The following is a 25,991-nucleotide window of genomic DNA, read 5'->3' as shown; positions in this document are numbered from 1 at the left end:
CGACCCCGGAAGGACCCATGTCCGATCGCCCCGCTCCCACCCGCCTCTTCACCCGCGGCTCGTTCCTCGAGAGCTCGCGGGTCGCCCAGATCCTGCGCGCCGAGACCACCGGCGGCCTGCTGCTGATCGCCGGCGCGCTGATCGCGATCGTCTGGTCCAACACCCCCTTCTCCGAGGCGTACGCCGATCTCCGCGACCTGCGGATCGGCCCGGAGGCCCTGCACCTCCACCTGAGCCTTGGCACCTGGGCGGCCGACGGACTGCTCGCGATCTTCTTCTTCGTCGCCGGGCTGGAGCTGAAGCGGGAGTTCGTCGCGGGCGACCTGCGCGACCCCCGACGGGCCGCGCTGCCGGTCGTGGCGGCGGTCGGCGGGATGGCGGTGCCGGCCGTCGTCTACGTGCTCTGGAACCTCGGCACCGACGGCGACCTTGCCGGCTGGGCGATCCCGACGGCCACCGACATCGCGTTCGCGGTGGCGATCCTGGCCGTGATCAGCACCCACCTGCCGAGCGGGCTGCGGACCTTCCTGCTCACGCTGGCCGTTGTCGACGACCTGCTGGCCATCACCATCATCGCGATCTTCTACACCGACGACCTGCGGCCGTCGTACCTGCTCCTGGCGCTGGTGCCGATCGCCCTCTTCGCGGTCCTGGTGCAGCGCCGGATCCGCTCCGGCTGGCTGCTGGTGCCGCTGGCCCTCGTCGCCTGGGTGCTGGTGCACGAGTCGGGCGTGCACGCCACGGTCGCGGGGGTGCTGCTGGCCTTCACCGTGCCGGTCCTGCGCAGCGACGCCGCCGGGGGTCCGGACGCCGGCCCGGGCCTGGCCGAGCACCTGGAGCACCTGATCCGGCCGATCTCGGCGGGGATCGCCGTCCCCGTCTTCGCGTTCTTCGCCGCCGGCGTCGACGTGGGCGGGCTCGACGGGCTGACCAGCGCGCTCACCGACCCGATCGCGCTGGGGATCGTGACCGGGCTGGTCGTCGGCAAGACGGTCGGCATCGCCGGGTCGACCTGGCTGCTGGCGACCTTCACCCGCGCGGACCTCGACGACGACCTCTCCTGGGTCGACGTGGTCGGCATGGCGATGCTCGCGGGCATCGGGTTCACCGTCTCGCTGCTCATCGGCGAGCTCGCGTTCGGCACCGGCACCCCGCAGGACGAGCACGCCAAGGTCGGCGTCCTCGTCGGCTCGCTGGTCGCGACGCTGCTCGCGACGGTGGTGCTGCGCAGCCGCAACCGGGTCTACCGGAGACTGCACGAGGCGGAGACGATCGACGTCGACGAGGACGGGGTACCCGACGTCTACCAGCGCGACGAGCACGGGGATCGGCCCGGCTTGTAGGGTCTGCACGACCAGCGCATCCGCACGAGCAGGGGGACCGCCCGCATGGCCACCGAACCCGTCCAGGCACCCAGCAAGGACGACCCCACCATCGGTCGCCTCGTCGCCGACGCCAGCCGCGACATCTCGTCGCTGGTCTCCAAGGAGATCGCGCTCGCGAAGTCCGAGCTGAAGGTCAGCGTGAAGGCCGGCGGCCTGGGCATCGCGATGTTCGCCGCGGCCGCCTTCGTCGCCGTGCTCGCGATCATCATGTTCTCGGTGTCGCTGGCCTACTTCATCAACTGGAACGGCAGCGGGCTCAGCCTGCACTGGGCGTTCCTGATCGTCTTCGCCCTCTACCTCGGCATCGCCGCGCTGCTGGTCTTCATCGGCGTGAAGAAGGTCAAGCAGGTCGGACCGCCCGAGAAGGCGATCGAGCAGGGCCGCGAGATCCCGAAGGCGCTCCGGGGCAAGTCCTGACGTACGACGGAGCCGGTGGAGGCCGCTTGTCGGCCCACCGGGTTTCGAGGCTCACCCGCTAGCGCGGCTTCACACCTCAACCAGCGTCAGCCCGCGCACTCCCCGGTCGAGACCTCGCTCGTGCGGGTCACGCCCTCGGCCGCGGTCTCGGCGACCTGCGCGGCGGTGAGCGCGTAGCCGGTGTCGGCGTCGGTGACCGAGGCCGCGAACACCACGCCGACGACGTCACCGTCGCGCTCGACGATGGGCCCGCCGGAGTTGCCGGGCCGCACCAGACCGCGTAGCGAGAAGACCTCGCGGATGACCGAGCCGTTGCCGTAGATGTCGGGCGAGCGGAGCCGCTGCTCGGCCCGGATCCGGCCGGCCTGGGCGTCGTACGGGCCGTCCTGGGGGTAACCCAGGATGACGACCGGGTCCTGTGCCTCGGCGGTCTGGTCGAAGCGGAGCGTGGCCCGGCCCTCGGAGTCGAGCTGCAGCACGGCGAGGTCGAGCTGGGGGTCGTAGAGCACGACCGTCGCCGGGACCGTCTCGTCGCCGAGCAGCACCTCGGGGTCGTCGACGCCGGCGACGACGTGGGCGTTGGTGATGAGCCGATCCTCGGCGTACAGGAAGCCGGTGCCCTCGACGCCCCGGCCGCAGCGGTTGGAGGCGCGGACCTTCAGCACGCTCTCCTGGGCCACGCGCACCCGCCGCTTCTCCAGCAGCTTGCTGTCGCCGGGCGCGACCTCGACGATCCGCTCGGGGGCGAACGGCTCGAGGTAGCGCGGGAAGAAGCTGGTGCCGACGACGTCGTTGAAGGCGCTCAGCACGCTGGGGGCCGACTGCGGCAGCACGCTGTTGACCTTGGCGAGCACCGTCGACTCGCGGACCATCGGCGTGACCTGGCCGATCTTGCTGCCCGAGACCGCGACGCCGAGCGCCCAGGCCACCAGCAGTACGGCGGCCGCGCTGAGCAGGGCCCCGCCGACGGCGTCGAGGGCGCGGATCGGCTGCCAGGTGATCTTGTTGCGGATCCGCGCGCCGACGAACTGGAACAGCGCCTGGCCGAGCGACGCGGCCAGGATCACGATGAACAGCGCGCCGAGCGAGACCCAGGTCGACGGGGAGGCGTCACCCAGGGCGACCGGCGCGAGCCAGACCCCGAAGAGGCCGCCGAGCAGCAGCCCGGCCGTCGCGAACGCGCCGGTGACGAAGCCCTGCCAGTAGCCCGACAGGGCGTAGGCGACGACCAGCGCGACCAACAGCCAGTCCAGCAGGTTCATGCCGGCTCCTCGCCGTCGCTCTCGTCGTGCTCGATGTCCAACATCCCGGCCCGGGCGTTGCGCTGCGTGCGCGAGTCACCGGCCAGCATGTACGGCGGGAGGTCACGAACGCGCGCATCGTCCCACGGGCGCGACCACCCGAGGTAGTCGAACAGACGCGCGATGATCCCGCCCGTGAAACCCCACAGGATGACGTCCTTGTCTGGACCGATCAGGAAGCCCGGACTGGTGTAGCCGCTGGGGTGACGCACGGAGACCCGGTGGTCGGGGTCCAGGAGCTCGCTGATCGGGGCGTGGTGGATCGCGTGCACCTCCGCGCGGCTGACCACCTCGGCCCCGCCGGGCTCGCGCCACCAGCCGAGGACGGGCGTCACCGCGAAGTTGCTCGGCGGCAGCCAGAGCTCGGGCAGGAACCCGAAGACCTCGACCGAGGACGGCGCGACGCCGACCTCCTCCTCGGCCTCGCGCAGGGCGGCCTCCACGACGCCCTCCCCCGGGTCGAGCGAGCCGCCCGGGAAGGAGACCTGACCCGGGTGGGAGCGCATGTCATGGGCGCGCTCGGTCAGCAACAGCTCGCCCCCCGACGGACCCTCGCTGAACAGCATCAGCACCGCCCCGAGCCGGGCGTCGGAGCCCTCGGGCGGCACGAACTTGGTGAGGTGGCTCGCGTCGATCGTCTCGGCCGCATCCCGGACCGGGACCAGCCAGTCGGGAAGGGTCACAGGGTGATCCCCAGGTTGTCCTCCGCCAGCTCGACCAGCTCGTCGACCGAGTCGATCCCGCCCAGGACCATCTCCACGTCGCCGTCGGAGGTCAGGAACGCGAACGCGGGATACCCGCGCGGTCGGATCTCGGTGCCCTGCACGTCGTTGCCGGGGTCGGCCAGCTGCGGGTACGTCGCGCCGGTCGTCCGCGCCAGCTCGAACGCCTGCTCGGGCCAGAGGTCGTTGGTGACGCCGACGACCGGCACCCGGGCGGCGTACCGCTCGTGGAACTCCTGGATCGCCGGCATCTCCTGGCGACAGGGCCCGCACGCGGCATTCCAGAAGTTGACGATCAGCGGGCCCTCCAGCGTCGCGAGGTCGACGTCGGGACCGCCGCCCAGGCAGGCGAGCGTGAGGTCGGGCAGGCCGCCGTCAGCGCCGCCGCCCGGCACGCAGGCCTCGACGCCGACCTCCTGCTTGAGCGCGCGCAGCTCCGGGGTGTCGACATCTACCCGGGACTGCCCGACGGAGTCGTCCGGCTCGGAGTCGTCGGTGCACCCGGTCGCCAGGACCAGCAGCACCGCCGCACCGGTCAGCAGTCGCCTCATGCACGTCCCTCGGTCTTGACCAGCTTGGCCGCGGCCTCCGGGTCCGTGGGGCCGGCGCCGTACGCCGGGCACCAGCGCGCGACCGGGCACGCCCCGCAGGCGGGCTTCTGGCTGTGGCAGCGGCGTCGGCCGTGCCAGATCAGGTGGTGGCTGAGCATCGTCCAGTCGCGCTTGGGGAACAGCGCACCCACCGCGTGCTCGACCTTGACCGGGTCGGTCTCCTCGGTCCAGCCGAACCGGCGGGCCAGCCGGCCGAAGTGGGTGTCGACGGTGATGCCCGGGACGTCGAAGGCGTTGCCGAGGACGACGTTGGCGGTCTTGCGGCCGACGCCGGGCAGCTTGACGAGGTCGTCGAGCCGGGCGGGCACCCGGCCGTCGTACTCCTCGACCAGCGCGGCGCTGAGCCGGAGCAGCGACTCGGTCTTGGCGCGGAAGAACCCGAGCGGCCCGACGATGCCCTCCAGGGTCGCGCGGTCGGCGGCCGCCATCGCCTTGGCGTCGGGGTAGGCGGCGAAGAGCGTCGGCCGCACCGCGTTGACCCGTTTGTCCGTGGTCTGCGCCGACAGGACGGTGACGACCAGCAGTTGGAACGGGTCGTCGAAGTCGAGCTCGCAGCGGGCGTCGGGGTAGGTCTCCGCGAGCACCCGGTCGATCTTGCGGGCCCGGCGGACCAGGCTCGTGTCGGGCTTCACGGGCAGGGGGGTGGCGGGCACGGGTTCAGGGTACGGCGAGGCATCGACAAGACGGTGAGCTCGCCCACTCCAGGCGTACTCTCAACTCGCGGGCCCCGTGTCGCCTGTGAGATAAACCACTGGCTAGGATCTACCGCTGAAATGCCTTTGCGCAGGTGAGGGCCGCCGTACCCGTCAATCAGGAGGACCCGTGGACAACGACGTACTGCGTCAGGCGCCGCTGTTCAGCGCCCTCGACGACGAGGCCGCGACCGCCCTGCGCGCTTCGATGGCCGAGAACCGGCTGCGCCGCGGCGACGTGCTCTTCCACGAGGGCGACTCGGGCGACAAGCTCTACATCGTCCTCGACGGCAAGGTGAAGCTCGGTCGCACCTCCTCCGACGGCCGCGAGAACCTCCTCGCGATCCTCGGCCCCGGCCAGATGTTCGGCGAGCTGTCGCTCTTCGACCCGGGCCCGCGCTCGGCGACGGTCACCGCCGTCACCGACGCCGCCTTCGCCTCGCTCTCCCACGAGGACCTGCTGCGCTGGCTCGAGGGCCGTCCGGTCGTCGCCCGCGGCCTGCTGACCCAGCTCGCCGGCCGGCTCCGCAAGGCCAACGACGTCGTCGCCGACCTCGTCTTCTCCGACGTCCCCGGCCGCGTCGCCAAGGCGCTGCTGGACCTCGCCGACCGCTTCGGCCGCACCGCCGACGACGGCGTGCACGTCCACCACGACCTCACCCAGGAGGAGCTGGCCCAGCTGGTCGGCGCCTCCCGCGAGACCGTCAACAAGGCGCTCGCCGACTTCGCCTCCCGTGGCTGGCTGCGTCTCGAGCCCCGCTCGGTCGTCATCATGGACGTCGAGCGGCTGGCGCGTCGGGCACGTTGAGTCGTCCCTCCTGACCGTCGAGTCGTCGCTCCTGACCGTCGAGTCGGGGATCCCCGTCACCATCGACGGTTCGAGTACCCCGGCACCAGTGCCGCGCGGAGCTCGTCGAGCCAGCGGTCGAGGCCGGGATCTGAGAAGTCACCCTCCCGCACCACGATGACCGTCCACCCGTGGTCGCGGAGCCACTGACGGCGAGCCCGGTCGTGGGCTCGCTGCTCGTCTGACGAGTGGGCCTCGTGGCCGTCGTACTCGACACAGACTCGGCGGCGACGGTAGGCGAGGTCGAGGCGGTACGTCGGACGCCCGTCGACATCGATCCACACCTGCGGCTCGGGCACGGGCAGACCCGCGTCGTGGATGGCCAGCAACGTCCAGGACTCGCGTGCCGACTCCGGCCGGGGATCAACGAGCTCGACGAGCTCGCGGAGCTGCACCACTCCGCGCCGGCGCCCATAGCGACGCAGTTCCCGGCGGAGGTCGTCGCGCGTCAGCCCGTGCTCGCGCGCGAAGGCGTTGAGCACGGCGTACGCCTCGCGTCGCCGCAGGCAGCAGCCCAGGTCGAGCGCCGTGCGCATCGGCGTCGTGACCCGGACACCGTGGAGCGTCATGACGTCCGCCGGTGCCAGGTCGCGGGAGCGTGCGTCGAGCCCGGCACGCGACGTCGGCTCCTGCCCACGCAGGGCGCACACCTCCACGGGTGGTACGGCGTCGTGCTCGGCGAAGACGTGGGCGTCGATGCCGTGCAGCCACGCCGCCGTCCGGTCGGTGACCACGTGGTGCGGGCTGACCGCCAGCGCCGCGGCGCGGGCCCGCAGGTCGAGGGTGTCGTCCAGGCGCGCCGCGACGTACACCCCGCGCAGGGGCTGGTCGACCTCGGCGCAGCGCAGGGCACGCCGCAGGTCGGTGCCGCTGCGGCCCAGGTCGACGAGGTCGGTGCGCTTGAAGGGTCGGTCCGGCCAGTCCATGGCCCGATGCTCGGCCGCGGGGCCGCCGCGCCGACGGGGCCGTCGTCCGGCCTGTGGACGACGGGGTCAGCTCCGCGCCCTGTGGACGTTCGGTGGCCCGGATCGCGAGCGCGAATTCCCGACTCAACGGTCAGGAGGGACGACTCAACGGTCAGACGACTCAACGGTCAGGGGGAACGACTCAACGGGAGGCGAGGTAGGCCAGCTGGGCGCGGACGGACAGCTCGGCCGCGAACCACACCGACTCGTCGACGTCGGCGTACACGACCTCGACCACGCGCCGGGGCAGGGCGTCGTCCTCGGCGAGCTCGGGGGTGAGCGGCTCGCCGAGCTCGCGCAGCGCGGTCTCGACCTGGGCCAGCCGCTCGCGGCGATGCACCAGGTAGTGGTCGAGCACCGCGCCGGCGTCCTCGAGCACCGGGCCGTGGGCGGGCCAGATGGACTCGACCTCACCGGCGGCCACCAGGGCACGCATCTTCTCGATCGAGGCGAAGTAGGGGGCGAGCTGGCCGTCGGGGTGGGCGACGACCGTCGTACCGCGACCGAGGACCATGTCGCCCGACAGCAGCGCCTTCTGCGCCGGCAGCACCAACGAGATCGAGTCGGCGGTGTGGCCGGGCGTCTCGACGACCCGCAGCGCCAGACCGTCGACGTCGAGGAGCTCGCCGTCGGCGACCGGCTCCGCCCCCAAGCAGTACGCCGGGTCGAAGGCCCGGACCGCGCACCCCTTGGCCTCGGCGAACGCGACGGCCACCTCGGAGTGGTCGAAGTGATGGTGGGTGAGGAGCACCAGCCCGACCGCGCCGGTCTCCTCGACCAGCCGGTCCAGGTGGCCGCCCTCGATCGGGCCCGGATCGATGACGACCGCCCGCTGCTGGTCGGGCCCGGCGCCCGGCTCGCGCAGCACCCAGGTGTTGGTGCCGTCGAGCGTCATCACCCCGGGGTTGGGCGCGAGCAGGCACTCGGCGCGGTCGCCGTAGCGGCCGCCGGACCAGGGGGTCACCGGCGCCGTTCCTTCAGCAGCGGCCGGAGCCGGTCGGGCATCGAGAGGGTCCAGCCGTCCTCGAGCGGCTCGACGTCCGGCGTGAACATCTCCACGCTCCGCACCGCCGCCACCTCGAACACCTCGGCCGGCGAGGCGTGGGTGCCGATCTCCAGGCTGGTGAGGTACGTCGGCGGCATCAGCGCGAGCTCGCCGGCGTCGGCCTGGTCGACCGCGATCCCGGCCGGGATCCACGCCACCGACGACGACTCACTCGACACGTCGCGCGTCAGCTGGCCCGACGGCAGCAGCGCGACGAAGAACCAGGTGCGGAACCGCTTCGGCTCGAAGACCGGCGTCAGCCACGCGTCCCAGACGCCGAGCAGATCGGTGCGCAGCACCAGCCCGCGCCGGTTGAGGAAGTCGGTCATCGCCAGCTCGCGCGACTCCAGGGCGACCCGGTCGGCCTCCCAGTCGTCGCCGGTCGTGTCGGCCACGACGGTCGTCGCCGAGGTGCCGGCGAGGAGCACTCCGGACTCCTCGAACGTCTCCCGCACGGCCGCGGCGACCAGGGCGCGGGCGGTCTCCTCGTCGCAGTGCAGCCGCGCGGCCCACTCAGCGGGCGACGGGCCGGCCCAGCCGACGGTCGCGTCGAAGTCGCGCGGGTCGACGCCGCCGCCGGGGTAGACGCACATGCCCCCGGCGAAGTCCATCGTCACGTGGCGGCGCATGTAGTAGACCTCGGGCCCCTGCTCGGAGGGGCGCATGAGTACGACGGTCGCGGCGTCACGCGGCTCGACCGGCGTCTGGCGGCCGGCGGCGTACTCCTGCGCGGCCGCGACGACCTTCTCCGGCAGCGGCACCGGCGGTAGCGGGATCCGCATCGGCTAGATCTCGACCAGGATCTCGACCTCGACGGGCGCGTCGAGCGGGAGGGCGGGGACGCCGACGGCCGAGCGGGCGTGGATCCCGGCGTCGCCGAAGACCTTGCCGAGCAGCTCGGAGGCACCGTTGGCGACGCCGGGCTGACCGGTGAAGTCGGGGGTCGAGGCGACGAACGCGACCACCTTCACCACGCGCTTCACCTGTGACAGGTCACCGACGACGCTCCGCACCGCCGCGATCGCGTTGAGCGCACACTGCTGGGCGCACGCGTAGGCCTCCTCGGCCGTGACCTCGCCGCCGACCTTGCCGACCGCCATCAGCTCGCCGTCGCGCATCGGCAGCTGGCCCGAGGTGAAGACCTGGTGGCCGGAGCGGACCGCGGGGACGTACGCCGCCACCGGCGTCGGCACCTCGGGGATGCTCAGGCCCAGCTCCGCCAGGCGCTCCTCCGGGGTCGCCATCAGCCCGCCAGCGGGCGCTTGAAGTAGCCGACGAGGTTCTCGGGGCTCATGCCCGGTGCGACCTGCACGAGCTCCCACCCGTCGGCGCCGAAGTTGTCGAGGATCTGCTTGGCCGCGTGCGTCAGGATCGGCGCGGTGAGGTACTCCCACTTGGTCATGGCGCCGACCCTACTCCGAGCGCACCGGCGTCATCCCCCGGTCTGACGCGGTTGCCGTCCGAGCCCTCTACCGTGGCCCTCGTGGACTCAGATCGGCAGCCGTGGCGGTTGGACGAGCGTCGCCGGCGCTGGTTCGACCTGGGGCTGATCGGCGTCCTGCTGCTGCCGGTGCCGCTGCTCGGCGTCTCGATCGGGCTCGCGAGCGCCGGTTTCTCGCTGGCCCAGATCGCCCCCCTCGCGGTGCGCCGACGGTGGCCGGTGGCCGTCTTCGCCGCGGTCGCCGTCGCCAGCGCGCTCCAGGCGCTCGTGATCGACGAGCCGGTGTGGGGCCAGGTCGCGTTCCCGGTCGCGGTCTACTCGGTGGCCCGCTTCTCCCGGGCCCTCCCCGCGGCCGTCGCGCTGGCGGTCGGGATCTGCGGGGCCATGGTGGCGTCGTACGACTGGCTGCTGGAGTTCGACCAGCTCACCCCCACGGCGTTCGTCTCCTACGTGCTCTTCATCGCAGCGATCGTCGCCACCGCCTGGGCGCTCGGCACCCTCGGCCGGACCCGCGCGGCCTACGTCGCCGCGCTCGTCGAGCGGGGCGAGCAGATCCGGCGCGAGGCGGCCCAGCAGATCGAGCTCGCCGCCGGGGACGAGCGCTCCCGGATCGCCCGCGAGATGCACGACGTGGTCGCGCACGGGCTGTCGGTGATCGTCGTGCAGGCCGACGGGGCGAGGTACGCCGCCGCGCAGGACCCCGACGTCGCCGGCCGCACCCTGGAGACCATCGCCGCGACCGGGCGCGAGGCGCTCACCGAGATGCGACGGATGCTGGGGCTGCTCCGCGCCGGCGACACCGGCACCCGGCCGCAGCCGCGGCTCGACGACGTGGCCGTGCTGGTCGCGGAGGCGCAGGCCGCCGGCGAGGACGTCGAGGCGACGCTGCCCCGGCCCGGTGCCACGGCGACGATGCCGGCGGGCGTCGCGCTGACGGCGTACCGCGTCGTCCAGGAGGCGCTCACCAACGTCCGCAAGCACGCCGGGCCCGGCGCCCGGACCCGGGTGGTGGTCAGCGTGGGCACGGCGCTCGAGGTGCTCGTGGAGGACGACGGCCGCGGCGCCGCCAGCGACGACGACGGCGGCGGACTCGGCCTGGTCGGCATGCGCGAGCGCGTCGCCGTGCACGACGGCACCCTGACCGCCGGACCCCGGCCGGGCGGCGGGTTCCGGGTGTCGGCGAGGCTGCCCCTGTGAGCGAACCTGATCTCGTCAACGCGCCCATCCGGGTCTTCCTCGTCGACGACCAGCAGATGGTCCGCGCCGGGTTCACGATGCTCGTCGACAGCCAGCCCGACCTGCAGGTGGTCGGCGAGGCCGGCGACGGCGCCGCGGCGCTCGCGCTGCTCGCGGTCACCCGGGCCGACGTGGTGCTGATGGACGTCCGGATGCCGCGGATGGACGGCGTCGAGGCGACCCGGCTGCTGGCCGCCCGCCCGGACGCGCCGCGGGTGATCGTGCTGACGACCTTCGACCTCGACGAGTACGCCTTCGCCGCCATCAAGGCCGGCGCGGCCGCCTTCCTGCTCAAGGACGCCGCCCCGCACGACCTGCTCAACGCCATCCGATCCGTGCACGCGGGTGACGCCGTCGTCGCCCCCAGCACCACCCGGCGGCTGCTGGAGCACTTCGCCGCTGCCCTGCCCGACCCTGCTGCTCCGGCCCTCGAGAATCTGCGCCTGGTCGGACTCACGGAGCGCGAGCGCGAGGTACTGGTCCTGGTCGGCCGGGGCCTCTCCAACACCGAGCTGGCCGCGCACCTCGTCGTCGCCGAGGCGACCGTGAAGACCCACGTGAGCCGGCTGCTCGCCAAGACCGGCTCGCGCGACCGGGTCCAGCTCGTCGTGCTCGCCTACGAGGCCGGGCTGGTCGGCTGAAGCCGGTGGTCGAGCAGCGAAGGCGCCCCGGCGCCTGAGCGAGGTCGAGACCCCACCGCCCACTCCACGCCGCGGTCATCTCGATCACCGGGCTGTCATCCCCCGGTCGTACGACGGCGCCCGCCAGGACCAGCCCGCAGCCTGACGACCCGGGCCACGAGTTCGCGAAGACTCGGGGCCATGACGCAGACAGCCCTCCCCTCCACCTCCACCGCCGCGGCCAGTGCTCGCGGCCTGACCCGCACCTACGGCCGCGGCGACGCGCAGGTGCACGCGCTGCGCGGCGTCGACCTGGACCTCCCCGCGGGCCGGTTCACGGCGATCATGGGGCCCTCGGGGTCCGGCAAGTCGACCCTCATGCACTGCCTCGCGGGTCTCGACCAGCCCACGTCCGGGACCGTCACCGTCGCCGGTCAGGGCCTGGAGGCGATGACCGACGACCAGCTCACGATCTTCCGGCGCGGGCACCTCGGCTTCGTCTTCCAGTCCTTCAACCTGCTGCCGATGCTGACCGCGGGACAGAACATCCTGCTGCCGCTCGAGCTGGCGGGGCGGCCGGCCGACCGCGAGCGCTACGAGATGCTCACGGCCACCCTGGGCCTTGACGACCGGCTCGGGCACCGACCCGGCGAGCTCTCCGGCGGCCAGCAGCAGCGGGTGGCGATCGCCCGCGCGCTGATCACCAGCCCGGCGATCGTCTTCGCCGACGAGCCCACCGGCAACCTGGACAGTGAGTCGTCCGCGGAGGTGCTGGCCGTCCTGCGCCGCTCGGTGCGCGAGCTCGGCCAGACCGTCGTCATGGTGACCCACGAGCTGGACGCCGCGGCGTACGCCGACGACGTCGTGGTGATCGCCGACGGCACCGTCCGCGCCCACCTGGTCGACCCCACCGCCGACGAGCTGGTCGCGACGCTGCGGGGCGAGCGATGAGGACGGTCCTGCTCGCGTCGCTGCGCACCCACGCCCGTCGGTACGTCGCCGCCGCCGTCGCGATCGTCATCGGCGTCTCGTTCGTCGTCGTGACCAGCGCCCTCTCCTCGGCCACCAAGGACGGCCTGGTCGCCGGCGTCGGGCTGCCCTTCCGCGGGTCCGACTCGGTCGTCTCCGAGCTCGGCGCCGACGACGCAGCGACCGTCGTACGACGCGCCGCGGAGGCCGGCGACAGCGCGGCCGTGCTCGGCTACGTCACCCTGCCGGTCACCTCCGACGGCGGCGTCGTCGACCAGAGCGCCGACGTCGCGGCCCTCGCCGACGACGCCGCCCTGCGCTGGCAGGAGCTGCGCGACGGTGCCTGGCCGACCGGACCGGGTCAGGCCGTCGCGGACCTCAACGACGCCAAGTCCAACGGCCTCGGGATCGGCGACCGGGTACGGATCGGCGCCGGGGCCCGGGCCGTCGAGGTGGAGGTCGTCGGCCTGGTCGACAGCCCGGCCGCGACCGCCGGCGCCGCGCTCTACCTGCCCTGGTCCGACGTGGAGCGTTGGACGTCGAGCCTCTACGTCGACGGCGTCGCGTACGCCGGCGACGGCGCCGCTGCGGCTGCACGTGGCACGGGCGCACAGGTCCAGCCGACCGGCGAGTTCGTCCAAGACCGGCAGGCCGAGCTGACCCGCGAGGTCGACGTGATCGCGATCGTGCTGCTGGTCTTCGCCGCGATCGCGCTGTTCGTCTCGGTGCTGGTCATCGCCAACACGTTCTCGATCCTGTTCGCCCAGCGGCAGCGCGACCTCGCCCTGCTGCGCTGCGTCGGCGCGACGCGGCGCCAGCTGCTCCGCTCGATCCGGATCGAGGCGCTCGCGCTCGGCGCGGCCTCGGCAGGTCTCGGCCTGGTCGCCGGGACCCTGCTGGGCCACGGCCTGGTCGCGATCGCCCGCAGCCAGATGCCGACCGGGACCATGGGCAGCGCGTCCGTCTCGCCGAGCTGGTACGCCGGCGCGTTCGTCGTCGGCCTGCTCGTCACCGTGATCGCCTCCTGGCTCCCGACCCGGAAGGTCGTGCGGGTCAGCCCCCTGACCGCCCTGCGCCCGGACACCGGCGTCGACGTCCGCACCGCCGGTGGGCTGCTCCGCACGTCGGCCGGCGTGCTCCTCGTGCTCGCCGGCGCCGCGCTGCTCGTGGCGGCGATGTCCGGGCACGACGTGGTGGTGATGCTCGCCGGCGGGACGCTCGCCTTCACCGGCGTGCTGGTCCTGGGCCCGCTGCTGATGCCCGCCCTGGTCCGCGCCGCCGGGTCCCTCGGCCGGGGCACCACGGCCCGGCTCGCGACCGGCAATGCCGTGCGCAACCCCCGTCGTACCGCCGCCACGACGGCATCGCTCCTGGTCGGTGTCACCCTCACCACGGCCGTGCTGACCGGGCTCGCGAGCTCGCGCAGCGCGGTCGCCGGAGACATGGACACCTCGCACCCGGTCGACCTGACCCTGACCTCGACCGGGGCACCGCTGCCCGCGACCCTGCTCGCCGACGTCCGAGCGACCGCCGGGGTGCACGACGCGGTCGCGCTCGACGGCGTGCCCGCGCAGGTCGAGGGCATCGGGGAGCTCACCCTGCTGGCGTCCCGGCCGGCGACGGACCTGGTCCGCGACGACACCGTCGTGCTGCCCGAGCCTGGCGTGATCACGCTGCCGTACGGCGTGCTGCCGGACGGCGAGGTGCCGGCCCGGGTCGAGGTCACCGTCGACGGCCGCACCGAGCGGCTGCGCGTCGCGACCGGCGACGGCTGGGGTGAGGCCGGCCTGGTCGCGCCCGAGACCCTGGCGCGGCTGGTCGCGAACCCGCTGCCCCGAGCGGTGTGGGTGCGGGCCGACGACGCGGCCGACACCGAGGATCTGGCCGGCGACCTGGGCGCGCTGGCCACCAACGCCGACGCCGACCTCACCGACGGTCTCGCCGAGCGCGCGTGGGTGGAGCTGCAGCTGGACATCCTCACCGGTGCGGTCGTCGCGCTGCTCGGCATCGCGGTCGTGATCGCGCTGATCGGCATCGGCAACACGCTCGGGCTGTCCGTCCTGGAGCGGGCCCGCGAGAACGCGCTGCTCCGAGCGCTCGGCCTGACCCGCCGTCAGCTGCGCCGGATGCTGGCCGCGGAGGCCGTGCTGCTCTCGGTCGTCGCGACGGTGCTGGGCACGGCCATCGGCGTGGTGTTCGCCTGGGTGGCCGTGCGGACGCTCGTCGACCCGGCCGTCGACGACGCGACGGTCGTGCTGCCCGGCGGCCAGCTCGCCATCGTCGTCCTGGTCGCCGGGGTGGCCGGGCTGCTGGCGGGGGTGCTCCCGTCACGCCGGGCCGCGAAGGTCGCCCCCGCGGCCGGGCTGGCACTGGACTGAGCCGGGTCGTGTCCCTCAGCGTGCGCCCCGGCGCGCGCTCGGGGACACGACTCTCAGGACGGGCGAGCCTTCTGCGGGTAGACCGTCTCCTGCCGGGCGAGCATCGCGACGAACTCCCCGATCTTCCGCTCCCGCGTCTCCGCCCGCTTGACCGCGCCGAGCCGGACGATCAGGGCGAAACGGTTGGTCTTGGTCAGCACGTCGAACATCGCCTGCGCGGCCGGGTCGGCCGCGATCGCCGCCGCCAGATCGGCGGGGACCTCGGCGGTCGAGGGCGGGGCGTACGCCGCGGCCCACCGACCGTCGGCCTTGGCCGCGTCGACCGCGGCCCGACCGGCGGGCATCATCCGGTCCTCGGCCTCCAGCCGGGCGACCAGCCCGACGTTGATCTGCGACCAGCGGCTGCGGGCGGTCCGCGGCGTCATCCGTTGGTACGACGTGGCCTCGTCGCGGCTGCGCGCCTGCCCGTCGATCCAGCCGAAGCAGAGCGCCTCGTCGAGGGCGGCGGCCCGGTTGAGCGCGGTGACGTCGCCGCCCTTCTTGGTCAGCACCAGCCACACCCCCGGCGAGTCGGCGTGGTGCTCGCTCAGCCAGGACCGCCACGCGGCGGCGTCGGGGACGAGCAGCTCATCGAGATCGGCCATGGAGGGAATCTAGTGTCTCACCGCGTACCGCACGTGGGTCGCGAGCGGCGAGGCGTGCACCCGCAGGATCTCCAGGTCCAGGTCCTCCTCGAAGCCCTCGAAGAGCCGTTTGCCGGCACCGAGCACGACCGGCGCGGTCGAGAGGACCAGCTCGTCGACGTCGCCCGCGGCCAGCGCCTGGCGGATCACGTGCGCACCGCCGCCGACGGACACCGCCTTGTCGCCGGCCTCCTGGCGCGCCCGCGCGATCGCGGTGGCGTAGTCCGGGACGAAGGTGAAGCCGCTCTCGACCGGCGGGGCGTCGTCGAGGCCGTGGGTGAGGACCACGACCGGCCCGCCGAACGGGTTGGTGTCGCCCCACGCCCCGGCCGCGTCGTACATCCCGCGGCCGATGAGGCCGGAGCCGATCTCGGCCACCAGCTCCTCGAAGAAGTCCTTGTCGGCGCCGGCGACCTCACCGGGGGTGTGCTCGCCGTCGTACGTCCACGGCCCGCCCATCACCCAGTAGTGCAGCCGCTCCCCGCCTACGCCGAGGCCCTGCCCCGGTCTGTCGTCCGGCCCCGTGACGTAGCCGTCGACGGAGACCGTGATGCTCGCGATGACCTTGCCCATGCCTCTACCGACCGCGGGCGGGCCGAGAAGTCATCGATCAGACGTACGGCGCCAGCGTCTCCCGGATCTCGTTGACCGCCAGCGCGATGAACAGCACCGCGCACAGCGCCATGAACCCGTTGGACAGCCAGCCGTTGCGCCACTCCTCGGGCACGTCGGAGTGCGGCAGCGCACCGGCCCGACGCTTGTTGAGCAGCGCCAGCAGGGTGATCGCGAGGAACGGCATGAACAGCGCGCCGAGGGTGCCGTACGCCAGGATCAGCCCGACCGGCTCGTCGAGCAGCAGGAGCAGCATCGGCGGGAAGGTCAGCCACAGCATGTAGCCGCGGAAGTAGCGGCCGCCGGTGCGGGTGTCGGGGTGCCCGGACGGCAGGTCGCGCAGGTTGCCGACGAAGTCGGCGAACATCAGGCTGACGCCGCTCCACACGCCGATCAGCGACGAGAACGACGAGGCGAAGAACCCGATCAGGAACACCTTGCCGAAGACCTCGCCGTACCGCTCGTCGAGGATGTCGGAGAGCTGCACCAGGGCCTGGTCGCCGGTCTCGGCGGCGATGCCGACGGAGTGGTACAGCTCGGCGCCGACGATCAGCATCGCGACCACGAAGACGCCGGTGACGGCGTACGCGACCCCGTTGTCGATCCGCATCACGCGCATGAACTTCGGGGTGCTCCAGCCCTTCTCCCGCAGCCAGTAGCCGTACGCCGCCAGCGTGATCGTGCCGCCGACGCCGCCCGCGATCGCGAGCACGTTGACCACCGAGTCGTCGGGGAAGATCGGGCGCAGCCCGAGCACGATCTCGCCGAGGTTCGGCGTCGCCAGCAGCGCCGCACCGACCACCGTGACGAACATGACCCCGACCAGCGCGGCCATCACCTTCTCGAACGCCGCATAGGTGCCGAACCACACCAGCACCAGCCCGACCAGCCCGATCACGACCGCCGTCCAGCGCAGCGAGAGGTCCGGGAAGAGCGCCACCAGCGGCAGCGCGGAGGACGACATCGCGGTGGCGCCGTACACGAGGCCCCACACGACGATGTACGGCGCGAAGTACCACGTCGTCCAGCGACCCAGGCTGCGCCAGCCCTCGAAGATGGTGCGGCCGGTGGCCAGCGAGTAGCGGCCGGCGCCCTCGACGAGGACCACCTTGATGACCGCGCCGAGCACCGCCACCCACAGCAGGGTGTAGCCGAACTTCGCGCCCGCGACGAGGGTCGCGACCAGGTCGGCGGCGCCGACGCCGGTCGCGGCGACCACCAGGCCGGGGCCGACCACCCTCCAGCGCGGCGCTCGTGCGGTGTCGGACTGGTTCCCGAGGTCGGTCATCTCCTCAGGGTGCCCACCCGGGTCAGTCGGTGAACGCGCGACACCGAATCTCGATTGACTTCAAACCGGCTTGAAGTTCTACCGTCCTCGGGTGACCGTGACCGCCCCTCCGCCGCCGCGCGAGCGGCTGCTGTCGCCGACGTACGCCGCGACGACGATCGGCATGTTCGCCCTGTGCGCGTTCGTGGCCTTCGAGGCGACCGCGGTGACGACGGTGATGCCGACGGTCGCCGACCGGCTCGACGGGGTCGGGCTGTACGCGCTGTCGTTCGCCGCCCCGCTCGCCAGCGGCGTCGTCGGCATGGTGGCCGCCGGCGGCTGGAGCGACCGACGCGGGCCGGCACTGCCGCTGGGCGTGGCGCTGGTGCTGTTCTCGCTCGGACTGGTCGTCTGCGGGACCGCGCCGACGATGGAGGCGCTGGTCGCCGGCCGGGTGCTGCAGGGCCTCGGCGGCGGCGCGGTCACGGTGTGCCTCTACGTGCTGGTCGGGCTGGTGTTCCCGGCCGCGCTGCAGCCGGCGGTGTTCGCGAGCTTCGCCGCGGCCTGGGTGCTGCCCTCGCTGTTCGGTCCCGCACTGGCCGCGTTCGTGGCCCACTCCGTCGGCTGGCGCTGGGTCTTCCTCGGCGTGGTGGCGCTCGTGGCGATCGCCGCGGGCCTGGTCGCCCCCGCGCTGCGCCGGGCGCCGGTCACCGTCGCCGACACCCCGTTCCCGGCCGGCCGCCTGCTGTGGGCGGTCGCGGCGGCCGGCGCCGTGCTCGGCTTCGAGCTGCTCGGGTCGAGGCGCGGGGCGCTCCTCGCCCTGGCCGCGGCGGCCTTCGTGGTGACCGTCGTGGCGCTGCGCCGGCTGCTCCCGACGGGTGCCCTGCTCGGGGCCCGCGGCCTGCCCGCCGTCGTCGCCACCCGGGGCATGCTCAGCGCCTCCTTCTTCTGCGCGGAGGCCTACATCGTCTTCGTGCTCCAGGAGCAGTGGGGCCAGAGCCCGGGGCAGGCCGGCATCGCCCTGACCATCGTCGGCGTCGTCTGGGCCGCGGCCAGCCAGGTCCAGTCCCGGCTCGGCGCGCGGGTCTCGGACACCGCCGCGATGGTCTGGGGCACCGCCCTGGTGCTCGGCGGGATCGTCGTACTCGCGCTCGTGGTGGCCGCCGACCTGCATCCCGCGCTCGCCGTGGCGTCGTACGTCGTCGCCGGTGCGGGCATGGGCTTCGGCTACCCGCGGACCGGGGTCGCGATGCTGGCGGCCTCGTCGGCCACCGACCGCGGCTTCAACTCCTCGGCCCTCTCGATCGCCGATTCGCTCGGCGGTGCCTTCGCGCTCTCGGCGTCCGGCATCGTCTACGCCACGGCCACCCGTGCCGGAGCCGACCCGTTCGTCCCGGTCTTCGTGCTCGCCGCCGCGTTCGCCGTCCTCGGGACCCTCGCCGCGGCGCGGACCCGGATGGCGTGACCGGCCCCGTGTGACCGGCCCGCGTGACCGGCCGCGGGTGACTACCGGCGCTTGGCCACGCGGACGATGTTGGCCGCGCCGACGACCCGGACCTCGGTCCGCCCCCGGCGCACCACGACCCGGTTGCCGGCGCCTCGGACGGTGACCTTCCGCAGCCGCTCGAACGTCGTCCGGTTGGTCGAGCCCCGCACCGTCAGCGACGTCGCGCGCTGCGCCGTCAGCCGGTTGCCGGCCCCGATGACCCGCACGGTGCCGGCCCGGTCGGCGCGGACCACGGTGTCGCTGGAGCGCAGGGTCAGCGCGGTCGCCGACGTCAGCGAGACCTTGAGTCCGCTGCCGCGGACGGTGACCTTCGAGCAGGCGCCGGTCAGCGTGTAGACCTCGTCGGTGCCCCGGACGGTCACCGGGCCGGTCGAGCAGTCCACCACCACGGCCGCGGAGGCGGGGGTCGCGACCAGGGTGGCGGCGGTGACGGCGACGACGGACAGGACGAGAGCGGGCAGGCGCAACGTGGGACTCCTCGGCAGACGGGCCCCGTCGGCCCGGACGCAGACTCCCTGCCCGCTAGGAGGACGCTCCAAGCGCGATCCCGGCGAGCTTGTCGGGTGCCCGCACGATGTCGACGCGGGTGACCCGGTCGTCATCGACGGTCAGCGAGAGGACCGTCGAGACGTGCCCGTCCTCCTCGACCACGGCGAAGCCGGTCGCGCCGTTGACCTCGACGACCACCGACCTGCCGGTGCCCGCGGCGGTACGACGCAGCGTGCCCAGCACGAAGCGGGCGACCCGATCCGGGCCGAGCACCGGGCGCCGGGCCGCGTTGACGACCCCGCCCCCGTCGCCGGTGAGCACCACCTCGGGATCGAGGGTCCGCACCAGAGCGGCCAGGTCTCCCCCGGCTGCGGCGACCGCGAAGGCCGCGGCGACCCGGTCGTGCGCGGACCGGTCGACGTCGACCCGCGGGGTCCGCTCCGCGACATGGCGGCGCGCGCGGCTGGCCAGCTGCCGGACCGCGGCGGGGCTGCGCCCGACCGCCGCGGCGACCTCCGGGAACGCCATCCCGAACAGGTCGTGCAGCACCCACGCCGTCCGCTCCGCCGGGCTGAGCTGCTCGAGGACCACGAGCAGCGCGTAGCGCACCGACTCGTCGAGGGTGACCCGCTCGGCGGGGTCGCCGGCGGCCGCGACGGCAGGAGTCACGACAGGCTCGGGGAGCCACGGGCCGACGTACCTCTCCCGCCGGAGGCGGGCCGAGCGGAGCACGTCCAGCGCCGCGCGGGAGACCGCGACCGTCGACCAGCCGAGCACGTCGCGGACCGGGTCCCGGCGGTCCGCCTCGACCAGGCGCAGCCAGCAGTCGGCCACCACGTCCTCGGCCTCGGCGTGACTGCCGAGGATCGCGTAGGCGACCCGGACCAGCCGCGGCCGCGCGGCGTCGTACTCCTCGGCGAGGCGGTCGCTCACGACGCCAGCCACTCCTCGAAGGTGATCCGGCCGCGCGGGCCGTCGGTGTCCGGGCACAGCGAGCCGCCGCGCATCGCGCGTCCGGCGGCCCCGGGCACGGGGAGCCCGACGACGCGGCGGCCCAGGCCCCGGGCCTTCGAGACGCGCCGCGCGAGGGTGACCATCGACAGCCTGTCCGGACCGGCGAGGTCGGGGACCCGGCCCGAAGGACCGGCCTCGGCGAGGTCGACCAGCGCCTCGGCCACCTCGACGGCGGCGATCGGCTGGCTGAGCATCCCGGGCACCAGCGAGAGCGGGCCCAGGCGCATGAATCCGAGCGCCTGCTCGGCGAACTCGTGGAACTGGGTGGCCCGCAGGATGCTCCACCCGACCGGGGCCTCGCGGACCAGGCGCTCCTGGAGCTGCTTGCCGCGGTAGTAGCCGGACGGTACGTCGTCGACCCCCACGATCGAGAGCGCGACGTGGTGGCCGACCCCGGCCCGCTCCTCGCCGGCCAGCAGCGTGCGGGTGACGGCACCGAAGAAGGCCTCGGCCTCCTCCCGCTTGAGCGTCGGCACGCTGGTCACGTCGACGACGGCGTCCACGCCGTCCAGCCGCTCCGCGAGCCCCGCCCCGGTGGTCAGGTCGACGCCGAGCGAGCGGGCCAGCTCGACGACCTGGTGGCCTCGTGCCCGGGCCACCTCGACGACGTGGTGGCCGACGACCCCGGTGGCTCCGGCGACGGCGATCTTCATCGGACGGCCTCCGGGTGGGTCGGGGCGGGGCGGGGGGCCTGCGGCTTCATCACGGTATGCAGGGCAGTCTGCACTTCCCACGGCGTACCCGGCACGGGGAGTGCGGGTTCGCCTGCATACCGTGATGAAGCTGCGGCGGACGTGATCGTGGATGCGCTCATACCCGAAGGACGAGACAGCCGCCCGCGCTGTGACATCGAACCCCGGAGCCCGACCGACAGTCCCTGACGTTTCGCACGCCCGTGGCGGGCATCAGGGACTGTCCGCTCAGACCAGCGCCGGCTCGGTCTTCTCCCGGACCTCGTCCTCGGTGACCCCCGGGGCGAGCTCGACCAGGCGGAGGCCGGCGGCGGTCACGTCGATCACGCACAGGTCGGTGATGATCCGCTGGACGACGCCGCGGCCGGTGTAGGGCAGCGAGCACTCCTCGACGATCTTGTACGACCCGTCCTTGGCGACGTGCTCCATCAGCACGATCACCCGCTTGGCGCCGTGGACCAGGTCCATCGCGCCGCCCATGCCCTTGACCATCTTCCCGGGGATCATCCAGTTCGCGATGTCACCGGTGGCCGAGACCTGCATCGCGCCCAGGATCGCGGCGTCGATCTTGCCGCCGCGGATCATCCCGAACGACGTCGCCGAGTCGAAGATTGAGGCGCCCGGCCGCAGGGTCACGGTCTCCTTGCCGGCGTTGATCAGATCGGGGTCCTCGTCGCCGTCGAAGGGGTACGCCCCGGTGCCGAGCACGCCGTTCTCCGACTGCAGCACCAGCTCGACGCCGTCGGCGACGTAGTTCGGCACCAGGGTCGGCAGCCCGATCCCGAGGTTGACGTACGACCCGTCGCTCAGCTCGGCGGCCGCCCGCGCGGCCATCTCCTCGCGCGTCCAGCCCATCAGAGATCACTCCCCGCCGCAGCGCTGTTCGGGGGGTCCACGGAGGGCGGAGCCCCCCGGGTGGTGCGCTTCTCGATCCGCTTGTCCGCCGCCTGCTCAGCCGTCAGCTCGACCACCCGGTGCACGAACACGCCGGGGGTGTGCACGTTGTTGGGGTCGATCTCGCCGGGCTCGACCAGCTCCTCGACCTCCGCGATCGTCACCCGCCCGCACATCGCGGCCAGCGGGTTGAAGTTCCGAGCGGAGTCGCGGAAGACCAGGTTGCCGTGCCGGTCGCCCTTCCAGGCTCGGACCAGCCCGAAGTCGGCCACGATCGCGTGCTCGAGCACGAACTCTTTCGGCCCCTCGGGGGTCTCGAAGACCTGGGTCTGCTTGGCCGGCGAGGAGACGACCACGTTGCCGGCGTCGTCGTACCGCCACGGCAGGCCACCCTCGGCGACCTGGGTGCCGACGCCGGTCGCGGTGAAGAACGCCGGGATGCCCGACCCACCGGCCCGCATCCGCTCCGCGAGCGTGCCCTGCGGGGTCAGCTCGACCTCGAGCTCGCCGGCGAGGTACTGCCGCGCGAACTCCTTGTTCTCCCCGACGTACGACGCCACCATCCGCCTCAGCCGGCCGGACTCCAGCAGCAGCCCGAGCCCCCAGCCGTCCACGCCGGCGTTGTTCGACACCGCCTGGAGCTCCTTGGTGCCGGCCTCCAGCAGCGCCGCGATCAGCACCGACGGGATCCCGCACAAACCGAACCCACCGACGGAGATCGTCGCCCCGTCGGGGATGTCCGCGACGGCCTGCGCCGCCGTACCCACGACCTTGTCCATGCCCCCCATCACAGCCAGCCGGTCCCGGTCTCGTCAACGACCGACCATCCAGCAGACGTCGATCAGTCGGCACGTGAGAGGCGATCCGCGCTAGCGTTCACTGAGTGAACACCCCTGCGGACGTCGTCGGCCGGGTCGGCTCGATCCTGCGCGCCGTCTCCGCCCACGAGCCGAACGGCGCGACGACATCCGACGTCGCCCGGTCGGCCGGCCTGCCCCGACCGACCGGGCACCGGCTGCTGACCTCGCTGCACGCCCAGGGCCTCGTCGACCGCGACCCCGCGTCCGGTCGCTGGCTGCTCGGCCCGGAGCTGTTCTTCCTCGGCACCACCGCCGCGCCCCGGTACGACGTCACCGCGCTGGCCCAGCCGTTCGTCCGCCGGCTCGCGCAGGTGACCGGCGAGAGCGCGTTCTTCTCCGCGCGCCGCGGCGACGAGACGATCTGCCTGCTCCGCGAGGACGGCAGCTTCCCGATCCGCAGCCACGTCCTGTCGGCGGGCGTCCGGTTCCCGCTGGGCGTCGCCTCGGCGGGCATGGTCGTGCTCGGCCACCTGAGCGACCGCGAGGTCGACGCCTACCTCGCGCACACCGACCTGGTCCCGGAGTTCGGCCCCCGGCACGCCGCCGCGGAGGTGCGCGCCCACGTCGCGCGCACCCGCGAGCACGGGTACGCCGTCAACCCCGGCCTGGTCGTCGAGGGCAGCTGGGGCATGGGGGCTGCGGTCTTCGACGGTGACGGGCTGCCGCGGTGGGCCCTCAGCCTCACCGGAGTCGCCCACCGCTTCTCCGGCGAGCGTCGTCCCGAGCTCGGCTCGCTGCTGCTCCGCGAGGCCCACGAGCTCGGCCGCGTCCTGGCGACGCGTTAGTCCGCGCCCCGATCTGGCTAATCTTCTCGCCATGACGGACGCGGCGTGGGCGAAGGTGCGCCTGCACGTCGTCACGGGCAAGGGCGGCACCGGCAAGTCGACGGTCGCGGCGGCCCTCGCACTGGCGCTGGCCTCGCACGGTCGCAACGTGCTCCTCTGCGAGGTCGAGGGCCGCCAAGGCATCGCCCGGATGTTCGACGTCGACCCGCTCCCGTACGCCGAGCGCCGGATCGCCACCGGCCTGCCCAGCGAGGACGGCGACCAGCACGCCGGCGTCGTGCACGCGCTGCACATCGACCCGGAGTCGGCCCTGCTGGAGTACCTCGCCATGTACTACAAGCTCGGCCGCGCCGGCCGCGCACTGGACCGGTTCGGCGTGATCGAGTTCGCCACCACGATCGCCCCCGGGGTGCGCGACGTGCTGCTCACCGGCAAGGTCTTCGAGGCGGTGCAGCGCAACAGCCGCAACAAGGGCGCCATGCAGTACGACGCCGTCGTGCTCGACGCCCCGCCGACCGGGCGGATCTCGCAGTTCCTCAACGTCAGCGGCGAGCTGGCCGGGCTGGCCAAGGTCGGCCCGATCAAGAGCCAGTCCGACACGATGATGACGCTGTTCCGCTCGCCGCGGACCGCGGTCCACCTGGTCACGGTCCTGGAGGAGATGCCGGTCCAGGAGACCGTCGACGGCATCTCCGAGCTCCGCTCGAACGGGCTTCCGGTCGGCGGGGTGGTCGTCAACCGGGTCCGCCCGCGCGACATCGCCGAGGCCGACCTGGTCGCCACCCGCTCCGCCGGCCTGGACAAGGAGATGGTCCGCGAGGACCTGGTGGCCGCCGGGGTCGAGGCCACCAAGACGCTGGTCGACGGGCTGGCGGCCGAGGCCCGCGACCACGCCGAGCGTCGCGCTCTGGAGGACGCCCAGCGGGCCGTGGTGGCCGAGCTGGACGCGCCGGCGTACGAGCTGCCCCTGCTGGCGGGCGGCATCGACCTCGGCGGCCTCTACGACCTCGCCGCCCGCCTGCGCGAACAGGGCATGGCCTGATGGCCGCCCGCGCCTCCCGACCGCGGGTCGGCCCGCTCGCCGCCCACCCCGGCGCGGCCCCGACGCTCGACGTGGACGCGCTCCTCGACGACGCCTCGACCGGGATCATCGTGTGCTGCGGCTCGGGCGGGGTCGGCAAGACCACGACGTCCGCGGCGCTCGCGCTCCGAGCGGCCGAGCGCGGCCGCAAGGTCGTGGTGCTGACCATCGACCCCGCGCGCCGGCTGGCCCAGGCGATGGGCATCCAGCAGCTCGACAACACCCCCCGGCCGGTGACCGGCGTCGACCCGGCCGCCGGCGGCAGCCTGGACGCGATGATGCTCGACATGAAGCGCACCTTCGACGAGGTGGTCGAGGGCCAGGCCAGCCCGGAGAAGGCGGAGCAGATCCTGGCGAACCCCTTCTACATCGCCCTGTCGAGCTCGTTCGCCGGCACCCAGGAGTACATGGCGATGGAGAAGCTCGGCCAGCTCCACGCCGATGCCCGACGCGACGGGAGCTACGACCTGATCGTCGTCGACACCCCGCCGTCGCGCTCCGCACTGGACTTCCTGGACGCGCCCGAGCGGCTCTCCAGCTTCCTCGACGGCCGGTTCATCCGGCTGATGCTCACGCCGGCGAAGGGCCCGGCCCGGCTGATGAGCGCCGGCTTCGCGATCATCACCAACGCCCTGACCAAGATCCTCGGCGGCCAGGTGCTGCGCGACGTACAGACCTTCGTCGCCGCCCTCGACACCGTCTTCGGCGGCTTCCGGGCCCGGGCGCAGAAGACCTACGCGCTGCTCCAGGCCGACGGTACGGCGTTCCTCGTCGTCGCCGCGCCCGAGCCGGACGCGCTGCGCGAGGCGGCGTACTTCGTGGAGCGGCTCGGTGAGGACCGGATGCCGCTCGCCGGCCTGGTCGTCAACCGGGCGAGCCCGGCGCCGCGCGGTCGCCTGTCGGCGGACGAGGCGATGGCCGCGGCGGCCCGGCTGCGCAAGCGCAACCCGACGTCGCTGACGGCCGGACTGCTCCGGCTGCACGCCGACCGGGTCCGGACCACCGAGCGCGAGGCGACCCTGCGGGACCGCTTCGCCGCGGCGCACCCGTACGTCGCGACGGCCGTGGTGCCGGCCCTGCCGACCGACGTGCACGACCTCAAGGGCCTGCGGCGGGTCGGGGCGCTGCTCGCCAAGGGCTGACGCCCGGCGGGCGAGCCCTCCCGATCAGACGTGGATGACGGGCGCGGCGGCGGGCTGGTCGCCCTGCTCCCGCGCGGTCTCCAGCATCGAGCGCCACGAGGCGTTCGGGCGGCGGCGCAGCAGCGCGCGGCGCTCCCGCTCCGTCATGCCACCCCAGACGCCCCACTCGATCTGGTTGTCGAGCGCCTCGGCCAGGCACTCGGTGCGCACCGGGCAACCCGAGCACAGCTGCTTGGCCTTGTTCTGCTCGGCGCCTCGCACGAACAGCTGGTCCGGCGAAGCCGTCCGGCAGGCGGCGCGCGGCGTCCAGTCCTCAACCCACATGTTTGATGTCCC

General features: G+C 73.4%; 29 protein-coding genes. 11 read left to right on the top strand and 18 right to left on the bottom strand.

The annotated features are described in order from the left end of the window. Window positions 1-17 precede the first annotated feature (17 nt). The gene (nhaA, locus tag MUB56_RS06305) at window positions 18-1,343 is read left to right on the top strand and encodes a Na+/H+ antiporter NhaA (protein WP_244931053.1); all 1,326 of its coding nucleotides are present in this window, start codon (window positions 18-20) and stop codon (window positions 1,341-1,343) included. Window positions 1,344-1,388: 45 nt separating this feature from the next. Further along, window positions 1,389-1,802: a phage holin family protein gene (locus tag MUB56_RS06300; RefSeq protein ID WP_244931052.1), complete on the top strand. Its 414-nt coding sequence runs from the start codon at window positions 1,389-1,391 to the stop codon at window positions 1,800-1,802. An 86-nt stretch (window positions 1,803-1,888) separates the two neighbouring features. On the opposite strand, the gene MUB56_RS06295 is transcribed toward MUB56_RS06300, so the two are convergent. From MUB56_RS06295 to nth, 4 genes are read right to left on the bottom strand one after another with little or no spacing between them, the layout of a single operon-like run. Further along, on the bottom strand, window positions 1,889-3,064 hold the full coding sequence (locus MUB56_RS06295; protein WP_244931051.1) for a MarP family serine protease: 1,176 nt from the start codon (window positions 3,062-3,064) through the stop codon (window positions 1,889-1,891). Further along, the gene (locus MUB56_RS06290) at window positions 3,061-3,786 is read right to left on the bottom strand and encodes a CoA pyrophosphatase (RefSeq protein ID WP_244931050.1); all 726 of its coding nucleotides are present in this window, start codon (window positions 3,784-3,786) and stop codon (window positions 3,061-3,063) included. The genes MUB56_RS06295 and MUB56_RS06290 overlap by 4 nt, the downstream gene beginning before the upstream one ends. After that, the gene (locus MUB56_RS06285; RefSeq protein WP_244931049.1) at window positions 3,783-4,376 is read right to left on the bottom strand and encodes a TlpA disulfide reductase family protein; all 594 of its coding nucleotides are present in this window, start codon (window positions 4,374-4,376) and stop codon (window positions 3,783-3,785) included. The genes MUB56_RS06290 and MUB56_RS06285 overlap by 4 nt, the downstream gene beginning before the upstream one ends. Next, the gene (gene nth / locus MUB56_RS06280; protein WP_244931048.1) at window positions 4,373-5,089 is read right to left on the bottom strand and encodes an endonuclease III; all 717 of its coding nucleotides are present in this window, start codon (window positions 5,087-5,089) and stop codon (window positions 4,373-4,375) included. Before nth ends, MUB56_RS06285 begins: the two co-directional genes overlap by 4 nt. A 169-nt stretch (window positions 5,090-5,258) precedes the next feature. On the opposite strand from nth, the gene MUB56_RS06275 reads away from it, so the two are divergent. Further along, complete coding sequence (locus MUB56_RS06275) at window positions 5,259-5,936, top strand: Crp/Fnr family transcriptional regulator (protein ID WP_244931047.1); 678 nt, start codon at window positions 5,259-5,261, stop codon at window positions 5,934-5,936. Window positions 5,937-5,992: 56 nt separating this feature from the next. On the opposite strand, the gene MUB56_RS06270 is transcribed toward MUB56_RS06275, so the two are convergent. The 5 genes from MUB56_RS06270 to MUB56_RS06250 form a co-directional block, all read right to left on the bottom strand. Beyond that, complete coding sequence (locus tag MUB56_RS06270) at window positions 5,993-6,901, bottom strand: DUF559 domain-containing protein (RefSeq protein ID WP_244931046.1); 909 nt, start codon at window positions 6,899-6,901, stop codon at window positions 5,993-5,995. A gap of 181 nt (window positions 6,902-7,082) precedes the next feature. Next, window positions 7,083-7,904 (bottom strand): MBL fold metallo-hydrolase, encoded by an 822-nt coding sequence (locus MUB56_RS06265; RefSeq protein WP_244931045.1) that lies wholly within the window; start codon window positions 7,902-7,904, stop codon window positions 7,083-7,085. Further along, window positions 7,901-8,767, bottom strand: a complete 867-nt coding sequence (locus MUB56_RS06260) for an NUDIX hydrolase (protein WP_244931044.1) — start codon at window positions 8,765-8,767, stop codon at window positions 7,901-7,903. Before MUB56_RS06260 ends, MUB56_RS06265 begins: the two co-directional genes overlap by 4 nt. Window positions 8,768-8,770: 3 nt before the next feature. Continuing rightward, a complete protein-coding gene (locus tag MUB56_RS06255; RefSeq protein ID WP_244931043.1) occupies window positions 8,771-9,229 on the bottom strand; it encodes a RidA family protein in 459 nt (152 codons plus the stop codon). Next, window positions 9,229-9,387 carry a DUF4177 domain-containing protein gene (locus tag MUB56_RS06250; protein ID WP_244931042.1) on the bottom strand — a complete coding sequence of 53 codons (159 nt, stop codon included), beginning with the start codon at window positions 9,385-9,387 and terminating at the stop codon, window positions 9,229-9,231. The genes MUB56_RS06255 and MUB56_RS06250 overlap by 1 nt, the downstream gene beginning before the upstream one ends. 81 nt (window positions 9,388-9,468) lie before the next feature. On the opposite strand from MUB56_RS06250, the gene MUB56_RS06245 reads away from it, so the two are divergent. The 4 genes from MUB56_RS06245 (at window position 9,469) to MUB56_RS06230 (ending at window position 14,629) form a co-directional block, all read left to right on the top strand. Continuing rightward, the gene (locus tag MUB56_RS06245) at window positions 9,469-10,623 is read left to right on the top strand and encodes a histidine kinase (protein WP_244931041.1); all 1,155 of its coding nucleotides are present in this window, start codon (window positions 9,469-9,471) and stop codon (window positions 10,621-10,623) included. After that, the gene (locus MUB56_RS06240) at window positions 10,620-11,303 is read left to right on the top strand and encodes a response regulator transcription factor (RefSeq protein ID WP_244931040.1); all 684 of its coding nucleotides are present in this window, start codon (window positions 10,620-10,622) and stop codon (window positions 11,301-11,303) included. The genes MUB56_RS06245 and MUB56_RS06240 overlap by 4 nt, the downstream gene beginning before the upstream one ends. 180 nt (window positions 11,304-11,483) lie before the next feature. Beyond that, a complete protein-coding gene (locus tag MUB56_RS06235; RefSeq protein WP_244931039.1) occupies window positions 11,484-12,233 on the top strand; it encodes an ABC transporter ATP-binding protein in 750 nt (249 codons plus the stop codon). Beyond that, window positions 12,230-14,629: an FtsX family ABC transporter permease gene (locus MUB56_RS06230; RefSeq protein WP_244931038.1), complete on the top strand. Its 2,400-nt coding sequence runs from the start codon at window positions 12,230-12,232 to the stop codon at window positions 14,627-14,629. The genes MUB56_RS06235 and MUB56_RS06230 overlap by 4 nt, the downstream gene beginning before the upstream one ends. 53 nt (window positions 14,630-14,682) lie before the next feature. Here MUB56_RS06230 and MUB56_RS06225 read toward each other — a convergent pair whose 3' ends face one another. From MUB56_RS06225 to MUB56_RS06215, 3 genes are read right to left on the bottom strand one after another with little or no spacing between them, the layout of a single operon-like run. Continuing rightward, a complete protein-coding gene (locus tag MUB56_RS06225; protein ID WP_244931037.1) occupies window positions 14,683-15,273 on the bottom strand; it encodes a YdeI/OmpD-associated family protein in 591 nt (196 codons plus the stop codon). A 9-nt stretch (window positions 15,274-15,282) separates the two neighbouring features. Further along, window positions 15,283-15,885, bottom strand: coding sequence for a dihydrofolate reductase family protein (locus tag MUB56_RS06220; RefSeq protein WP_244931036.1), 603 nt, complete (start codon window positions 15,883-15,885; stop codon window positions 15,283-15,285). 37 nt (window positions 15,886-15,922) lie between these two features. Further along, window positions 15,923-17,212 carry an Nramp family divalent metal transporter gene (locus MUB56_RS06215; RefSeq protein WP_244931035.1) on the bottom strand — a complete coding sequence of 430 codons (1,290 nt, stop codon included), beginning with the start codon at window positions 17,210-17,212 and terminating at the stop codon, window positions 15,923-15,925. Window positions 17,213-17,303: 91 nt separating this feature from the next. Between MUB56_RS06215 and MUB56_RS06210 the strand changes: the two genes are divergently transcribed. After that, complete coding sequence (locus MUB56_RS06210; RefSeq protein ID WP_244931034.1) at window positions 17,304-18,656, top strand: MFS transporter; 1,353 nt, start codon at window positions 17,304-17,306, stop codon at window positions 18,654-18,656. A 41-nt stretch (window positions 18,657-18,697) separates the two neighbouring features. Here MUB56_RS06210 and MUB56_RS06205 read toward each other — a convergent pair whose 3' ends face one another. The 5 genes from MUB56_RS06205 to MUB56_RS06185 form a co-directional block, all read right to left on the bottom strand. Next, complete coding sequence (locus MUB56_RS06205; RefSeq protein WP_244931033.1) at window positions 18,698-19,165, bottom strand: DUF3060 domain-containing protein; 468 nt, start codon at window positions 19,163-19,165, stop codon at window positions 18,698-18,700. 55 nt (window positions 19,166-19,220) lie between these two features. Further along, window positions 19,221-20,120: an RNA polymerase sigma factor SigJ gene (gene sigJ / locus MUB56_RS06200; RefSeq protein WP_244931032.1), complete on the bottom strand. Its 900-nt coding sequence runs from the start codon at window positions 20,118-20,120 to the stop codon at window positions 19,221-19,223. Then, a complete protein-coding gene (locus MUB56_RS06195) occupies window positions 20,117-20,854 on the bottom strand; it encodes an SDR family oxidoreductase (RefSeq protein WP_244931031.1) in 738 nt (245 codons plus the stop codon). Before MUB56_RS06195 ends, sigJ begins: the two co-directional genes overlap by 4 nt. 267 nt (window positions 20,855-21,121) lie before the next feature. Continuing rightward, complete coding sequence (locus tag MUB56_RS06190; RefSeq protein ID WP_244931030.1) at window positions 21,122-21,748, bottom strand: 3-oxoacid CoA-transferase subunit B; 627 nt, start codon at window positions 21,746-21,748, stop codon at window positions 21,122-21,124. Continuing rightward, window positions 21,748-22,566 (bottom strand): CoA transferase subunit A, encoded by an 819-nt coding sequence (locus MUB56_RS06185; protein WP_244931029.1) that lies wholly within the window; start codon window positions 22,564-22,566, stop codon window positions 21,748-21,750. The genes MUB56_RS06190 and MUB56_RS06185 overlap by 1 nt, the downstream gene beginning before the upstream one ends. 104 nt (window positions 22,567-22,670) lie before the next feature. On the opposite strand from MUB56_RS06185, the gene MUB56_RS06180 reads away from it, so the two are divergent. Genes MUB56_RS06180 through MUB56_RS06170 form a run of 3 tightly spaced genes read left to right on the top strand, consistent with a single transcriptional unit; the run spans window position 22,671 to window position 25,655 of the window. Continuing rightward, the gene (locus MUB56_RS06180; protein WP_244931028.1) at window positions 22,671-23,432 is read left to right on the top strand and encodes an IclR family transcriptional regulator; all 762 of its coding nucleotides are present in this window, start codon (window positions 22,671-22,673) and stop codon (window positions 23,430-23,432) included. Between the two features lie 31 nt (window positions 23,433-23,463). Further along, the gene (locus MUB56_RS06175) at window positions 23,464-24,474 is read left to right on the top strand and encodes an ArsA-related P-loop ATPase (protein WP_244931027.1); all 1,011 of its coding nucleotides are present in this window, start codon (window positions 23,464-23,466) and stop codon (window positions 24,472-24,474) included. Continuing rightward, window positions 24,474-25,655 (top strand): ArsA-related P-loop ATPase, encoded by a 1,182-nt coding sequence (locus MUB56_RS06170; protein WP_244931026.1) that lies wholly within the window; start codon window positions 24,474-24,476, stop codon window positions 25,653-25,655. Before MUB56_RS06175 ends, MUB56_RS06170 begins: the two co-directional genes overlap by 1 nt. Window positions 25,656-25,679: 24 nt before the next feature. Here the strand turns inward: MUB56_RS06170 and MUB56_RS06165 are convergent, their stop codons facing one another. Then, window positions 25,680-25,979 carry a WhiB family transcriptional regulator gene (locus MUB56_RS06165; RefSeq protein WP_244931025.1) on the bottom strand — a complete coding sequence of 100 codons (300 nt, stop codon included), beginning with the start codon at window positions 25,977-25,979 and terminating at the stop codon, window positions 25,680-25,682. Window positions 25,980-25,991 lie beyond the last annotated feature (12 nt).

The sequence above is a fragment of the Nocardioides sp. W7 genome (genome assembly GCF_022919075.1).
In the GTDB taxonomy this organism is placed as follows: domain Bacteria; phylum Actinomycetota; class Actinomycetes; order Propionibacteriales; family Nocardioidaceae; genus Nocardioides.
This window is presented reverse-complemented; position numbering and strand designations above follow the sequence as displayed.